11 protein-coding genes are annotated in these 14,782 nt (G+C 72.3%); 5 read left to right on the top strand and 6 right to left on the bottom strand.

The annotated features are described in order from the left end of the window. Positions 1-20 precede the first annotated feature (20 nt). From OHA91_RS24430 to iolC, 4 genes are read right to left on the bottom strand one after another with little or no spacing between them, the layout of a single operon-like run. Positions 21-1,520, bottom strand: coding sequence for a CoA-acylating methylmalonate-semialdehyde dehydrogenase (locus OHA91_RS24430; protein WP_031145447.1), 1,500 nt, complete (start codon positions 1,518-1,520; stop codon positions 21-23). A 13-nt stretch (positions 1,521-1,533) separates the two neighbouring features. Further along, positions 1,534-3,408: a 3D-(3,5/4)-trihydroxycyclohexane-1,2-dione acylhydrolase (decyclizing) gene (iolD, locus tag OHA91_RS24425; protein ID WP_328740010.1), complete on the bottom strand. Its 1,875-nt coding sequence runs from the start codon at positions 3,406-3,408 to the stop codon at positions 1,534-1,536. Further along, a complete protein-coding gene (gene iolB / locus OHA91_RS24420; protein ID WP_037631419.1) occupies positions 3,405-4,376 on the bottom strand; it encodes a 5-deoxy-glucuronate isomerase in 972 nt (323 codons plus the stop codon). Before iolB ends, iolD begins: the two co-directional genes overlap by 4 nt. A gap of 7 nt (positions 4,377-4,383) precedes the next feature. After that, positions 4,384-5,364, bottom strand: a complete 981-nt coding sequence (iolC, locus tag OHA91_RS24415; RefSeq protein ID WP_266501053.1) for a 5-dehydro-2-deoxygluconokinase — start codon at positions 5,362-5,364, stop codon at positions 4,384-4,386. A 26-nt stretch (positions 5,365-5,390) separates the two neighbouring features. Here iolC and OHA91_RS24410 point away from each other — a divergent pair, with 26 nt between their 5' ends. The 5 genes from OHA91_RS24410 to OHA91_RS24390 all read left to right on the top strand — a co-directional run bounded on the left by OHA91_RS24410 (position 5,391) and on the right by OHA91_RS24390 (position 10,604). Then, positions 5,391-6,305, top strand: a complete 915-nt coding sequence (locus OHA91_RS24410; protein WP_328740009.1) for a sugar phosphate isomerase/epimerase family protein — start codon at positions 5,391-5,393, stop codon at positions 6,303-6,305. A 20-nt stretch (positions 6,306-6,325) separates the two neighbouring features. Beyond that, positions 6,326-7,339, top strand: coding sequence for a Gfo/Idh/MocA family protein (locus tag OHA91_RS24405; protein WP_266501047.1), 1,014 nt, complete (start codon positions 6,326-6,328; stop codon positions 7,337-7,339). A 296-nt stretch (positions 7,340-7,635) separates the two neighbouring features. Beyond that, complete coding sequence (locus OHA91_RS24400) at positions 7,636-7,836, top strand: helix-turn-helix transcriptional regulator (protein WP_030710687.1); 201 nt, start codon at positions 7,636-7,638, stop codon at positions 7,834-7,836. A 140-nt stretch (positions 7,837-7,976) separates the two neighbouring features. Then, a complete protein-coding gene (locus OHA91_RS24395; protein WP_031145433.1) occupies positions 7,977-8,210 on the top strand; it encodes a heavy-metal-associated domain-containing protein in 234 nt (77 codons plus the stop codon). 114 nt (positions 8,211-8,324) lie between these two features. Continuing rightward, complete coding sequence (locus tag OHA91_RS24390; RefSeq protein WP_328740008.1) at positions 8,325-10,604, top strand: heavy metal translocating P-type ATPase; 2,280 nt, start codon at positions 8,325-8,327, stop codon at positions 10,602-10,604. A gap of 379 nt (positions 10,605-10,983) precedes the next feature. Here the strand turns inward: OHA91_RS24390 and OHA91_RS24385 are convergent, their stop codons facing one another. Both OHA91_RS24385 and recD2 read right to left on the bottom strand, forming a co-directional pair. After that, positions 10,984-12,273 carry a citrate synthase gene (locus OHA91_RS24385; protein WP_031145430.1) on the bottom strand — a complete coding sequence of 430 codons (1,290 nt, stop codon included), beginning with the start codon at positions 12,271-12,273 and terminating at the stop codon, positions 10,984-10,986. Between the two features lie 182 nt (positions 12,274-12,455). Continuing rightward, complete coding sequence (recD2, locus tag OHA91_RS24380) at positions 12,456-14,711, bottom strand: SF1B family DNA helicase RecD2 (RefSeq protein ID WP_328740007.1); 2,256 nt, start codon at positions 14,709-14,711, stop codon at positions 12,456-12,458. Between the last annotated feature and the right edge of the window lie 71 nt (positions 14,712-14,782).

Here is a 14,782-nt window from a genome sequence, read left to right as displayed (position 1 = left end):
CTGCAGGCGGGGTTCGGGCGTCAGTGGTTGCGCGGGAAGCCCAGGTCCACGCCGGCGGGGGCGTCGGAGGGGTCCGGCCAGCGGGTCGTCACGACCTTGCCCCGGGTGTAGAAGTGAATGCCGTCGTTGCCGTAGATGTGGTGGTCGCCGAAGAGCGAGTCCTTCCAGCCGCCGAAGGAGTGGTAGCCCACCGGCACCGGGATCGGGACGTTGACGCCGACCATGCCCGCCTGGATCTCCAGCTGGAAGCGGCGGGCGGCGCCGCCGTCGCGGGTGAAGATCGCGGTGCCGTTGCCGAACGGCGAGGCGTTGATGAGGGCCACGCCCTCCTCGTAGGTCTCGGCGCGCAGCACGCACAGCACCGGGCCGAAGATCTCGTCGCGGTAGGCGTCGGAGTCGGTGCGGACGTTGTCGAGGAGCGACAGGCCGATCCAGTGGCCGTTCTCGTTGCCCTCGACCGTGTAGCCCGTGCCGTCCAGGACCACGTCGGCGCCCTGCTCGGCCGCGCCCTTCACGTACGAGGCGACCTTGTCGCGGTGGGCGGCCGTGATCAGCGGGCCCATCTCGGAGGTCGGGTCGTTGCCGGGGCCGACCTTGATCTTCTCGGCGCGCTCGCGGATCTTGTCCACCAGCGTGTCGGCGATGGAGCCGACGGCGACGACGGCGGAGATCGCCATGCAGCGCTCACCGGCCGAGCCGTAGGCGGCGGAGACCGCCGCGTCGGCGGCCGCGTCCAGGTCGGCGTCGGGCAGGACCAGCATGTGGTTCTTGGCGCCGCCGAGCGCCTGCACGCGCTTGCCGTTCGCGGAGGCGGTGGTGTGGATGTGGCGGGCGATCGGGGTGGAGCCGACGAAGGAGACGGCCGCGACGTCGGGGTGGGCGAGCAGCGCGTCGACGGCCACCTTGTCGCCGTGGACCACGTTCAGCACGCCCGCCGGCAGACCGGCCTCGGTCATCAGCTCGGCCAGCTTGTTGGAGGCCGACGGGTCCTTCTCGCTCGGCTTGAGGACGAAGGTGTTGCCGCAGGCGATGGCCAGCGGGAACATCCACATCGGGACCATCGCCGGGAAGTTGAAGGGCGTGATGCCCGCGACGACGCCCAGCGGCTGGCGGATCGAGGACACGTCGACCCGGTTGGACACCGACGTCGACAGCTCGCCCTTGAGCTGCGTGGTGATGCCGCAGGCCAGCTCGACGATCTCCAGGCCGCGGGCGACCTCGCCCAGCGCGTCCGAGTGGACCTTGCCGTGCTCGGCGGTGATCAGCTCGGCGACGGCGTCGCGGTTGGCGTCGAGCAGCGCCCGGTAGGCGAAGAGCACCTTGGTGCGGGCGGCCAGCGAGGACTGGCCCCAGGACAGGAAGGCCTCCTTGGCGACCTGTACCGCGGCGTCGACCTCCTCCGCCGAAGCGAGCGCGACCTGCGTGGTGACCTCGCCGGTGGCCGGGTCGGTGACCGGGCCGTAGTTGCCCGACGCGCCCTCGACGGTCTTGCCACCGATCCAGTGGTTGACGGTCTTCATGCCTATTGCTCCTTCACAGATGGCGACGTCGCTGCGCGGCTTGCCGGTCGTACTCTTCACGGGCCTGGGACGCCGCCTTGCGGGTCGCGGTCTCGGCCACAGGAACATCCCACCACGCCTGTGCCGGGGGTGGGCCCGACACAGTGTCGGGCGTTCGGGTCTGTACGTAGACACATGTGGGACGCGTCGCCGAGCGCGCCTCGGCGAGGGCTTCCCGCAGGTCACGTACGGTGCGGGCGCGGATCACGGCCATTCCGAGGGAGGCCGCGTTGGCCGCGATGTCCACCGGAAGGGGGTCCCCGGTGTACGCGCCGTCGGGCGCCCGGAAGCGGTAGGCGGTGCCGAAGCCCTCGGCGCCGACCGCCCCCGAGAGGCCGCCGATGGAGGCGTAGCCGTGGTTGTCCAGGACGACCACCCTGATCGGGACGCCCTCCTGGACGGCGGTGACGATCTCGGTCGGGTTCATCAGGTAGGTCCCGTCGCCGACCAGCGCCCACACGGGCCGGCCGGGTGCGGCGAGCGCGACCCCGATGGCGGCGGGGATCTCGTAGCCCATGCAGGAGTACCCGTACTCCAGGTGGTACTGGTCCGCCGACCGGGCCCGCCAGAGCTTGTGCAGGTCCCCGGGGAGCGAGCCGGCCGCGTTGACCAGGATGTCGGAGCCGTCGACGAGGGCGTCGAGGAGCCCGAGCACCTGGGCCTGGGTGGGCGGGAGCTCCTCGTCGGGCGCGGACACGGCGTAGGCCAGGTCGACGCGGGCCTCCCAGCGGGCGGCCTCCCGCCGGTACGCCGTCTCGTACGCGGTGTCCACGCGGTGGCCGGCCAGCGCCTCCCGGAGCTCGTCGAGGGCCTCGCGGGCGTCGGCGACCAGCGGGCGGGCGGCGAGCTTGTGGGCGTCGTACGGGTCCAGGTTGAGGCCGACGAACCGGACGGCGGGATGCTGGAAGAGGGTCGCCGAGGCGGTGGTGAAGTCGCTGAGCCGGGTCCCGGCGGCGAGGACCAGGTCGGCCTCCCGGGCGAGGGCAGCGGCGGTGGCCGTACCGGTGTGGCCGATCCCGCCGACGTCGGCGGGATGGCCGTACGGGAGCACTCCCTTGCCCGCCTGCGTGACGGCCACCGGGATTCCGGTGGCCTCGGCGAGGGCGGCGAGGGAGGCCTGGGCCTCGCTGTGCCGGATCCCGCCGCCGGCGACGATCAGGGGGCGCGCGGAGCCCCGTACGGCGTCCGCGGCGGCGGCGAGCTCGGCGCGGTCGGGCCGCGGGCGGCGCACGCCCCAGACCCGATCGGCGAAGAACTCCTCGGGCCAGTCGTGGGCCTCCGCCTGCACGTCCTGCGGCAGCGCGAGGGTGACGGCGCCGGTCTGCACCGGATCGGTGAGCACGCGTACGGCCTGGAGGGCGGCCGGGATCAGGGCCTCGGGCCGGGTGACCCGGTCGAAGTGGCGGGAGACGGGCCGCAGGGCGTCGTTGACGGAGACGTCCCCGGCGTGGGGGACCTCCAACTGCTGGAGGACGGGATCGGCGGGCCGGGTCGCGAAGGTGTCGCCGGGCAGCAGGAGCACCGGGATCCGGTTGATCGTGGCGAGGGCGGCGCCGGTGACGAGGTTGGTGGCGCCGGGGCCGATGGACGCGGTGACGGCGTGGGTGGAGAGCCGGCCGCTCTGGCGGGCGTACCCGACGGCGGCGTGCACCATGGCCTGCTCGTTGCGGCCCTGGAGGAAGGGCATGGCCTCCGGCCCGGACTCCAGCAGGGCCTGGCCGATGCCGGCCACGTTCCCGTGCCCGAAGATCCCCCAGGTGGCGGCGACGAGCCGGCGGCGCCGGCCGTCGCGCTCGGTGTACTGGGCGGCGAGGAAGCGCACGAGCGCCTGGGCGACGGTGAGCCTCACCGGTGGTCCTCCGCTCCTGCTCGGGGGAAGGGCAGCCGCGGGTCGACGTCCTGCCCCGCCCAGGTCCCGCGGATCCAGCCGTGGTCGGGGTGGTCGCGGATCAGCCACTCCCGCGGCCCGCCGCCGGCCGGTCCGGCCATCACGTTCAGGTAGTACATGTCGTGCCCGGGGGCGGCGATGGACGGCCCGTGCCAGCCGTCCGGGATCAGCACGGCGTCGCCGGTCCGCACCTCGGCCAGGATGTCGGTCTTCCCGGCCGGGGAGGGCGTGACGCGCTGGTACCCGAGACCGGGGACGTCCCCGTGGGGGGCGATCTCGAACCAGTAGATCTCCTCCAGGCGGGACTCCTCGCCGGGGAGGTGCTCGTCGTGCTTGTGCGGCGGGTACGAGGACCAGTTCCCGCCGGGGGTGAGCACCTCGACGGCGATCAGCCGGTCGCAGTCGAAGCCGTCGGGGCCGGCGGCGGCGAAGTTGTTGACCTGCCGCGAGCACCGGCCCGCGCCCCGCAGCTCGACGGCCACCGCCTCTGCGGGGCCGTACCGCGGGGCCAGGCGCCGCTCGCACCGGGCCCCGGCGAGGGCGAACCGGCCGCCCGCGGCGGAGCGGATCTCGGTGTGCGCGTCCCGGGGCACGTACGCGAAGTCGGTCGGCCCGCCGAAAACCCCGCTCCGCCCCCGCAGTGCGAAGACGTGCGGCTCCGCTGCGGGGGATCCGCCCCCGAACCCCCGCGCCTCAAACGCCGGCGGGGCTGGTTCTGGCCGCGGTCCGCTCTCGGCGAGCCCGGCCTCAACGCCGTCCGGCGGCAGATCCAGCCCGGCCGGCGTTCGAGGCGCGGGTCCGGGCAGGGCCCGGCAGCGGACCTCGCACCCGCCCGACAGCGGGAGCGCGATCCATTCGCACTCCCCCGACGGGAACGCATACGTCTCGCCCGGCCCAAGGGCCAGCACCCGCAGCCGGGTCCACTCCATCTCCCACTCAGACACCACCGGCACGCCCCAGCACCTCCTCCACCTCGTGAGAGAACGGCATCGCGCTGGAGCACGCCAGCCGCGAGGCCACGATCGCCCCCGCCGCGTTCGCGTACCGCACGACACGCCCCAACTCCCACCCCGCCAGCAGCCCGTGGCACAGTGCGCCGCCGAACGCGTCCCCCGCGCCCAGCCCGTTGACCACCTCGACCTCGACCGGCCGGGCCTCCACCGCCGTTCCGTCGCGGTGGACCGCCAGTACGCCCTCCGGGCCCCGCTTGACCACCGCCAGTTCCACGCCGGCGGCGAGCAGTGCCCGGGCCGCCGCGTACGGCTCGGACTCGCCCGTGGCGATCTCGCACTCCTCCGGGTTCCCGACGGCCACCGTCGCGTGCGCGAGCGCCCGCTCGTAGTACGGCTGAGGTTTCTCCCGCCACAGCATCGGCCGCCAGTCCAGGTCGAACACCGTCGTCCCCGACCGGCCCCGGGCCTCCAGCGCCGCCAGCGACGCCGCCCGCGAGGGCTCCTCGCTCAGGCCCGTGCCCGTCATCCAGAACACGCGGGCCGCCCGTACCGCGTCCAGGTCCACCTCGTCGGCGGCGATCTCCAGGTCCGGGGCCTTCGGCAGCCGGTAGAAGTACAGCGGGAAGCGGTCGGGCGGGAACATCTCGCAGAAGGTGATCGGCGTGGGGAGGCCCGCGACCTCGGTCACCCACCGGTCGTCCACCCCGAAGCCCCGCAGTTCGGTGCGCAGATACGCGCCGAAGGGGTCCGCGCCGGTCCGGCTGATCAGTGCCACCCGCCGCCCCAGGCGGGCCGCGGCGACGGCCACGTTCGCCGGGGAGCCTCCCAGGAACCTGCCGAAGGTCTCCGCCTCGGCCAGTGGTACGCCGGTCGTCAACGGGTAGAGATCCACCCCGATCCGGCCCATCGTGATCAGGTCGAACGGATACGGATCGCCGGTGCCGGTCACAGTCAGTCCTCCCACTCGTCCTCCACCCTAAGGTGGCCGTTATGACGTCCTCCCCGCCCGCGTTGACCCGTATCCGCATCGGTTCGGCTCCGGACTCCTGGGGTGTCTGGTTTCCCGACGACCCGCAGCAGACCCCGTGGCGGCGTTTCCTCGACGAGGTGGCCGACGCCGGGTACGAGTGGATCGAGCTCGGCCCGTACGGCTACCTGCCCACGGACCCCGCCCGGCTCGCCGAGGAGACGGCCGCGCGCGGCCTGCGCGTCTCGGCCGGAACGGTCTTCACCGGACTCCATCACGGGCCCGCCGTGTGGGAGGAGACCTGGGAGCACGTGTCGCGGATCGCTGCGCTGACCCAGGCCATGGGCGCGGCCCATCTCGTCGTCATCCCCTCCTTCTGGCGGGACGACAAGACCGGGAAGGTCCTGGAGGACCGCACCCTCAGCCCCGCCCAGTGGCGCGAACTGGCCTCCCAGACCGAGCGTCTGGGCCGCGAGGTCCAGGACCGGTACGGGCTGCGGATCGTCGTCCATCCGCACGCCGACACCCACATCGACACCCCGGAGAACGTGGCCCGCTTCCTGGACGCCACCGACCCCGCCCTCGTCTCCCTCTGTCTGGACACCGGCCACTACGCGTACTGCGGCGGCGACAGCGTGCAGGCCGTGGAGACCTTCGCCGAGCGGATCGGCTACCTCCACCTCAAGCAGGTGGACCCGCGGATCCTCGCCGAAGTCGTCGCCGAGGAACTGCCCTTCGGGCCGGCCGTGGGCCGCGGGGTGATGTGCGAACCGCCGTCGGGGGTGCCCGCGCTGGAGCCCGTACTGGCGGCCGCCCAGCGCCTGGGCGTGGACCTGTTCGCCATCGTGGAGCAGGACATGTACCCCTGCCCGCCCGACAGGCCGCTGCCGATCGCCCGCCGCACCCGTGCCTACCTGCGCTCCTGCGGCGCCCGCTGACACTCCGGAGGGAACACGACATGACCAGCACGCTCGGCATCGCCGTCATCGGCACCGGGAAGATGGGCGCGGACCACGTGCGCCGGTTCGGGCGGACCGTGGGCGGGGCCCGGGTGGTGGCCGTGGCCGATCCGGACGGGGACCGGGTCAAGGAGGTCGCGGGCGCCCTCGACGGCGCGAGTGCGCACACCGACCCGGCGGCGGCGATAGCCGCGCCCGGGGTCCAGGCCGTACTGATCGCGTCCCCCGGGCCCGCCCACGAGGAAGCGATCCTGCAGGCCCTGGAGCGGGGGCTGCCGGTGCTGTGCGAGAAGCCGCTGACCCCGGAGCCGGCGGGGGCGCTGCGCGTCATGGAGGCCGAGCAGCGGCTGGGGCGGCGCCTGGTGCAGGTGGGGTTCATGCGGCGGCACGACGCCGAGTACGAGCGGCTCAAGGAGCTGCTGGACGCGGGCGGGATCGGCCGTCCGCTCTTCCTCCACTGCCGGCACCGCAACGCCTCCTCGCCGTCGTTCTTCACGAGCGACATGCTGATCAGCGACTCCGTGGTGCACGAGGTGGACGCGGCCCGCTGGCTGCTGGGGCAGGAGATCACCGCGGTCACGGTGCTCTCGCCGCGGCCCGCGTCGGCCGCGCCCGAGGGGCTGGCCGATCCCCGGATGGTGCTGCTGGAGACCTCCGGAGGGGCCGTCGTCGACGTGGAGATCTTCGTCAACTGCGGTTTCGGCTACCAGGTGCAGTGCGAGGCGGTCGGCGAGTCGGGCAGCGCCCGGATCGGCGACGGGCACGCGATGGTGGTGCAGGCGGCGGGCCGGTGGGGCGGCGAGATCGTCCAGGACTTCACGGTGCGCTTCGCCGACGCCTACGACCGGCAGCTGCGGCGCTGGGTGGCCGCGGCCGCGCGCGGCCGGGTGGCGGGGCCCGACGCGTGGGACGGGTACGCGGCGGCGGCCGTCTCGGAGGCGGGCCTCGCGGCAGCGCGCAGCGGCGTACGGACGGTGGTGGAGCTGGCGGACCGGCCGGCCCTGTACCGCTGAGCCGCACCCTGCCCCTCCCCGCCGCACCCCGCCGCACCCCGCCGCACCCCGCCGCTCGCACGTTGCGGTCCGTGTTCCTCATCCGGCCCCTGTGACTCTCCGGTCACAGGGGTCGCCCTTGTGTCACGCATGTCCGCGTTACGCGGGTTTTCCGTCACAGGGGGTCGACAGCCCCTCCCCGGCCCCGGTCCCGCGTCGTTGCCCGGGCACAACCCGAGTGATCGTCAGCGTCCACGCGCCGGATTCCCCGACGGCCTCCCGGCCGGCCCGGCGGCGTGGACCAGGAGGTGTCCCAGATGAGCGACCGACAGCTGTGGTCGTACAAGGAGATCGCTGCACACATCCGGGTCCAGCCGGACACCGTGCGCTCCTACCGCAAGCACGGACTTCTCCCGCCGCCCGACCACGTGGAGGGCGGCAAGCCCTACTGGTACGCCGACACGGTCCGCGCCTGGGTGGCCCGCCGGCCCGGCAACCGGGGGCGCCGAGAGGACTGAGCCCGCCACGGCGGAGAAAGGCCGGATGCCAATGCTCGCTTTATACCCCCCAGGGGTATAGTCTCGGATCGTCGGGAGGACGGTGGAGTCATCGGCCACCCCTCCCGGTGACCGGACACACCCCCGAAGAGGAGAACGACATGAGTGCCGAGACGGACACCCAGACCACCACCGTCTACCGGGTGACCGGCATGACCTGCGGCCACTGCGAGGGCGCGGTGAACAGCGAGATCTCCGCCCTGCCGGGCGTCACCTCGGTCAAGGCCGTCGCCGCGTCCGGCGAGGTCACCGTGGTCTCCGCCGCCCCGCTCGCCGACGAGGACGTGCGCGCCGCGGTGGACGAGGCCGGCTACGAGTTCACCGGCCGGGCCTGAGCGGTACCCGCTCCCCTTCGGCAGCACCCGCGGCACTTCGCAGCACCCCGCCGGGCCGTGCCGGCCAGCTCATACTGGACCCGTACGGCCCGGCCATCCCCCTGGAGCCGGAACATGACCAGCACAGTGCACGACGGACCGATAACGGCGGTCGAACTCTCGATCGGCGGGATGACCTGCGCCTCCTGCGCGGCCCGCATCGAGAAGAAGCTCAACCGGATGGACGGCGTCGAGGCCACGGTGAACTACGCCACCGAGAAGGCCCACGTCTCCTACGGCGGCGACGTCCAGGTCGCGGACCTGATCGCGACCGTCGTCAAGACCGGTTACACCGCCGAGGAACCCGCACCTCCCGCCCCGCCCGCCCCCGCGGCCGGCGAGGAGCAGGAGCGGGCCGAGGCCCCCGACCCGGCACTGTCCGCCCTGCGGCAGCGGCTGCTGGTCTCCGCCGCGCTCGCCCTGCCCGTCGTCCTGCTCGCGATGGTCCCCGCCCTCCAGTTCGACAACTGGCAGTGGCTCTCGCTGACCCTCGCCGCGCCCGTCGTGGTCTGGGGCGGCTTCCCCTTCCACAAGGCCGCCTGGACCAACGCCCGGCACGGCGCCGCGACCATGGACACCCTGGTCTCGGTCGGCACGCTCGCAGCCTTCGCCTGGTCGCTGTGGGCGCTGTTCTTCGGCCACGCGGGCATGCCCGGCATGCGGCACGGCTTCGCCCTCTTCACCGTTCAAGGGGGCAGCATCTCCCGCGCGGACGGCTCCTCCGCCATCTACCTGGAGGTCGCGGCCGGAGTCGTCACCTTCATCCTCCTCGGCCGCTACCTGGAGGCGCGCTCCAAGCGGAAGGCCGGCGCGGCCCTCAAGGCCCTGCTGGAGCTGGGCGCCAAGGACGTCGTCGTCCTGCGCGCGGGCAAGGAGGTGCGCATCCCGGTGGCCGAGCTCGCAGTCGGCGACCGCTTCGCCGTCCGCCCCGGCGAGAAGATCGCCACCGACGGCACGGTCGTCGAGGGCAGCTCCGCCGTGGACGCCTCCATGCTGACCGGCGAGTCCGTCCCGGTCGAGGTGTCCGTCGGCGACTCCGTCACCGGCGCCACCGTCAACACCTCCGGACGCCTGCTCGTCGAGGCCACCAGGGTCGGGGCCGACACCCAGCTCGCCCGGATGGCCAAGCTGGTCGAGGACGCGCAGAACGGCAAGGCCGAGGTGCAGCGCCTCGCCGACCGGATCTCCGGGATCTTCGTGCCCGTCGTCCTGGTCCTCGCCCTCGGCACCTGGATCGGCTGGCTGCTCGTCACCGACGACGCGACGGCCGCCTTCACCGCCGCCGTGGCCGTCCTGATCATCGCCTGCCCGTGCGCCCTGGGCCTTGCCACCCCGACCGCGCTGATGGTCGGCACCGGGCGGGGCGCGCAGCTCGGCATCCTGATCAAGGGCCCCGAGGTGCTGGAGTCCACCCGCCGCGTGGACACCGTCGTCCTCGACAAGACCGGCACCGTCACCACCGGCCGGATGACCCTGGCCGGTGTCGTCACCGCCGAGGGGGTCGACGAGCTCGAACTGCTGCGCCTGGCCGGGTCGCTGGAGCACGCCTCGGAACACCCGATCGCCCGGGCCGTGGCCGCCGCCGCCGCCGACCGGGCGGGCTCCCTGCCCGTACCGGAGGGCTTCGAGAACCTCGCCGGTCTCGGCGTCCAGGGCGTGGTCGACGGGCACGCGGTGCTGGTGGGCCGCGAGCAGTTGCTGGCGGACTGGTCGATCACCCTGCCGGACGGGCTCGCCCGGGCCAAGGCGGCCGCCGAGGCCGAGGGCGGCACCGCCGTGCTGGTGGCCTGGGACGGGGAGGCTCGCGGGGTCCTGACCGTGGCCGACGCGGTCAAGGAGACCAGCGCCGAGGCGGTCGCCCGGCTGCGGGAACTGGGCCTGACCCCGGTGCTGCTGACCGGCGACAACCGGGCCGTGGCCGAGACGGTGGCCCGCGAGGTGGGCATCGACGAGGTGATCGCCGAGGTGCTCCCGCAGGACAAGGTGGACGTCGTACGCCGCCTCCAGGCCGAGGGCCGTACGGTCGCCATGGTCGGCGACGGGGTCAACGACGCGGCCGCTCTGGCCCAGGCGGACCTGGGGCTGGCCATGGGCACGGGCACCGACGCGGCCATCGAGGCCGGCGACCTGACCCTCGTACGGGGCGACCTGCGGGTGGCGGCGGACGCGATCCGGCTCTCCCGCCGGACCCTGGCCACCATCAAGGGCAACCTCTTCTGGGCCTTCGGCTACAACGTCGCGGCCCTGCCGCTGGCGGCGGCCGGCCTGCTCAACCCGATGATCGCGGGAGCCGCCATGGCCTTCTCCTCGGTCTTCGTGGTGACCAACAGCCTGCGGTTGAGGTCCTTCCGCTAGTGGATGACCTTCGCATCGTTCCCACACTTCCTTCACGGGAGACGCAGATCACAGTGACCTCAACGTAACCATCCGGGGTCGTGACAGGTCTAATGGGGCGATGCCAGGAACGTCTTGGGGGACGTTCCACGGAAACCTTGGGGGTTTTCCGTGGCATCCGCCGGCCGGGACACGTGCCCGCGGGAGGCTTTGAGCGGCCCTCCCGACCCGAACGGGTCCCGGCTCAAGGACGCCCCGATCCGGGTCCCGTGGGGGGAGTCCGTTTCGGGGAAAAGGGAAGCGCCCCGACCGTCGACCCGTGGGGGGATCGACGGCGGGGCGCTTCTCGTACGTCTGGGGCGGCGCCGCACAGTCCTGCGCGGCGCCCGAGGGCCTCGGGTCAGCGGGCCTCGACGGGAACGAAGTCGCGCAGGACCTCGCCCGTGTAGATCTGGCGCGGGCGGCCGATGCGGGAACCCGGCTCCTTGATCATCTCGTGCCACTGGGCGATCCAGCCGGGGAGGCGGCCGAGCGCGAAGAGCACCGTGAACATCTCGGTCGGGAAGCCCATGGCCCGGTAGATCAGACCGGTGTAGAAGTCCACGTTCGGGTAGAGGTTGCGCGAGACGAAGTACTCGTCGGCGAGCGCGTGCTCCTCCAGCTTGAGCGCGATGTCGAGCAGCTCGTCGCTCTTGCCGAGCGCCGAGAGGACGTCGTGCGCCGCCGCCTTGATGATCTTCGCCCGGGGGTCGAAGCTCTTGTAGACGCGGTGCCCGAAGCCCATCAGGCGGACGCCGTCCTCCTTGTTCTTCACCTTGCGGATGAAGGCGTCGACGTCGCCGCCGTCGTTCTTGATGCCTTCCAGCATCTCGAGGACGGACTGGTTGGCGCCACCGTGCAGCGGACCCCACAGGGCCGAGATGCCGGCGGAGATCGAGGCGAACATGTTCGCCTGCGAGGAGCCGACCAGACGCACGGTGGAGGTGGAGCAGTTCTGCTCGTGGTCCGCGTGCAGGATCAGCAGCTTGTCGAGCGCGGAGACCACGACGGGGTCCAGGTCGTATTCCTGGGCCGGCACGGAGAAGGTCATGCGCAGGAAGTTCTCGACGTAGCCGAGGTCGTTGCGCGGGTAGACCACCGGGTGGCCGACCGACTTCTTGTACGCGTAGGCCGCGATCGTCGGGAGCTTGGCCAGCAGCCGGATCGTCGAGAGGTTGCGCTGCTTCTCGTCGAAGGGGTTGTGGCTGTCCTGGTAGAACGTCGACAGCGCGCTGACGACCGAGGACAGCATCGCCATCGGGTGCGCGTCGCGCGGGAAGCCGTCGTAGAAGCGCTTGACGTCCTCGTGCAGCAGCGTGTGCTGGGTGATCTCGTTGCGGAACGACGCGAGCTGGTCGACGGTCGGCAGCTCACCGTTGATCAGCAGGTAGGCGACCTCGATGAAGGTCGAGCGCTCCGCCAGCTGCTCGATCGGGTAGCCGCGGTAACGCAGGATGCCCTGCTCACCGTCGAGGTAGGTGATCGCGGACTTGTAGGCGGCGGTGTTGCCGTAGCCACTGTCCAGCGTGACGAGCCCGGTCTGGGCCCGCAGCTTCGAGATGTCGAAGCCCTGGTCGCCGACGGTGCTCTCAACCACCGGGTAGGTGTATTCGCCGTCCGCGTACCGGAGTACTACAGAGTTGTCGCTCACGTCATCCCTCACCGACGTAGTGCCTCTTCTTCGAGGTGCCCTGACTGCCTCTACCTTCCCCCATTTGGCGCAGGAGAGTGCACTCGGGGTCGGCCTTTGGTCTTTCTGACGGCACTGAGTGCCGCCAACCTGCTCATCCTGCCCCCTCCGCACCGCGGCGGGAACCCCAAATGATCGATCATCTAGGTGATGTTTCCCACCGGTATCCGTCCGGACAGCCGGGGCGCGACCGCCGTGTACCTCCTACCTGCGGAAACGGTACGCACGGCCTGGCCCAGGGCCTTCCGGGACCCGACGAGGACGACCAGTTTCTTCGCCCTGGTCACCGCCGTATAGAGCAGATTCCGCTGGAGCATCATCCAAGCACCGGTGGTGACCGGGATCACCACAGCGGGATATTCACTCCCCTGGGAACGGTGGATGGTGACGGCGTACGCGTGGGCCAGCTCGTCGAGCTCACCGAATTCGTACACGATCTCCTCGTCCTCCTCCGTCCGCACCGTCAGCCGCTGTTCGTCCGCGTCCAGGGCGATGACCACGCCGACCGTGCCGTTGAAGACGCCGTTGGCGCCCTTCTCGTAGTTGTTGCGGATCTGGGTGACCTTGTCGCCCACCCGGAAGACCCGGCCGCCGAACCGCTTCTCCGGCAGGTCCGGGCGGGCCGGCGTCATGGCCTGCTGGAGCAGCCCGTTGAGGTTCGCGGCGCCGGCCGGGCCGCGGTGCATGGGTGCGAGCACCTGGACGTCCCGCCTCGGGTCGAGGCCGAACCTGGCCGGGATCCTGCGGGCCGCCACGTCCACGGCCAGCACGCCCGCCGCCTCGGTGTCCTCCTCGGGGAAGAGGAAGAAGTCCGGCAGCCCGTCGGTGATCGGCGGCAGCCCGGTGTTGATGCGGTGCGCGTTGGTGACCACGCCGGACTGCTGGGCCTGGCGGAAGATCCGGGTCAGGCGCACCGCGGGCACCGGGCCGCCCTCCGCCAGCAGGTCCCGCAGCACCTCCCCGGCGCCGACCGACGGCAGCTGGTCCACGTCCCCCACCAGCAGCAGGTGAGCACCCGGCGCCACCGCCTTGACCAGCTTGTTGGCCAGCAGCAGGTCCAGCATCGAGGCCTCGTCGACCACGACCAGGTCGGCGTCCAGCGGCCGGTCCCGGTCGTACGCGGCGTCCCCGCCCGGCTTGAGCTCCAGCAGCCGGTGCACCGTGGAGGCCTCGGCCCCCGTGAGCTCGGCGAGCCGCTTGGCGGCCCGGCCGGTGGGCGCGGCCAGCACCACCTTGGCCTTCTTGGCCCGGGCCAGCTCGACGATGGAGCGCACGGTGAAGGACTTGCCGCAGCCCGGGCCGCCGGTGAGGACGGCGACCCGGCGGGTCAGCGCCAGCCTGACCGCGTCCCGCTGCTCGGGGGCGAGCGCGGCCCCCGTACGCCCGGCGAGCCAGCCGAGGGCCTTGTCCCAGTCCACGTCCTGGAAGGACGGCATCCGGTCGTCCTCGGCGTTCAGCAGCCGGCGCACCTGCCCGACCAGGGACAGCTCGGCCCGGTGGAAGGGCACCAGGTACACGGCGGTCAGCGGGTCGGGCCCGCCCTGCGGGTCCGGCACGGCCTCCCGCACGACCCCTTCCGGGTCGGCGGCGAGCTCGGCCAGGCACTCGATCACCAGCCCGGTGTCGACCTGGAGCAGCTTTACCCCGTCGGCGATGAGCTTCTCCTCGGGCAGGAAGCAGTGGCCCTGGTCGGTGGACTGGGACAGGGCGTACTGCAGCCCGGCCTTGACCCGTTCGGGGCTGTCGTGCGGGATCCCGACGGCCTGGGCGATGCGGTCCGCGGTCAGGAAGCCGATGCCCCACACGTCGGCGGCGAGCCGGTAGGGCTGGTTGTTGACGACGGAGATGGACGCGTCGCCGTACTTCTTGTAGATGCGCACCGCGATGGAGGTGGAGACGCCGACGCCCTGGAGGAAGACCATGACCTCCTTGATGGCCTTCTGCTCCTCCCAGGCCGCCCCGATCAGCTTCGTCCTCTTGGGGCCGAGGCCGGGCACCTCGATCAGCCGCTTCGGCTCGGCCTCGATCACGTCGAGCGTGCCGGTGCCGAAGTGCTCCACGATCCGGTCGGCGATCTTCGGTCCGATGCCCTTGATCAGGCCGGAGCCGAGGTAGCGGCGGATGCCCTGGATGGTGGCGGGCAGGACCGTCCGGTAGTTCTCCACGGTGAACTGCCGGCCGTACTGCGGGTGGGAGCCCCAACGGCCCTCCATGCGCAGCGATTCGCCGGGCTGCGCCCCGAGCAGGGAGCCGACGACTGTGAGCAGGTCGCCGCTGCCGCGGCCGGTGTCGACGCGGGCGACCGTGTAGCCGCTCTCCTCGTTGGCGTAGGTGATGCGCTCGAGGACGCCCTCGACCACCGCCAGTTGCACCGCCGCCCGTACCCCGTCCGTTGCCATGACCCGAAGCTACCGGGCGGCGCCGACATCCCGTCAGGCCTGTGGACGATGCCCCGGACAGCGCGAAGGGG

Source organism: Streptomyces erythrochromogenes (assembly GCF_036170895.1).
GTDB lineage: Bacteria > Actinomycetota > Actinomycetes > Streptomycetales > Streptomycetaceae > Streptomyces > Streptomyces erythrochromogenes.
The sequence above is the reverse complement of the archived record's forward strand: the minus strand, read 5'-3'. Positions and strand labels throughout refer to the sequence as shown.

Excerpts from the sequence above, each read along its gene's own strand:
- OHA91_RS24400 (WP_030710687.1), top strand. The coding sequence starts at position 7,636 with ATGAGCGACCGACAGCTGTGGTCGTACAAGGAGATCGCTGCACACATC.
- OHA91_RS24405 (WP_266501047.1), top strand. The coding sequence starts at position 6,326 with ATGACCAGCACGCTCGGCATCGCCGTCATCGGCACCGGGAAGATGGGC.
- OHA91_RS24390 (WP_328740008.1), top strand. The coding sequence starts at position 8,325 with ATGACCAGCACAGTGCACGACGGACCGATAACGGCGGTCGAACTCTCG.
- OHA91_RS24410 (WP_328740009.1), top strand. The coding sequence starts at position 5,391 with ATGACGTCCTCCCCGCCCGCGTTGACCCGTATCCGCATCGGTTCGGCT.
- recD2 (WP_328740007.1), bottom strand. The coding sequence starts at position 14,711 with ATGGCAACGGACGGGGTACGGGCGGCGGTGCAACTGGCGGTGGTCGAG.
- OHA91_RS24395 (WP_031145433.1), top strand. The coding sequence starts at position 7,977 with ATGAGTGCCGAGACGGACACCCAGACCACCACCGTCTACCGGGTGACC.
- iolB (WP_037631419.1), bottom strand. The coding sequence starts at position 4,376 with ATGGAGTGGACCCGGCTGCGGGTGCTGGCCCTTGGGCCGGGCGAGACG.
- OHA91_RS24430 (WP_031145447.1), bottom strand. The coding sequence starts at position 1,520 with ATGAAGACCGTCAACCACTGGATCGGTGGCAAGACCGTCGAGGGCGCG.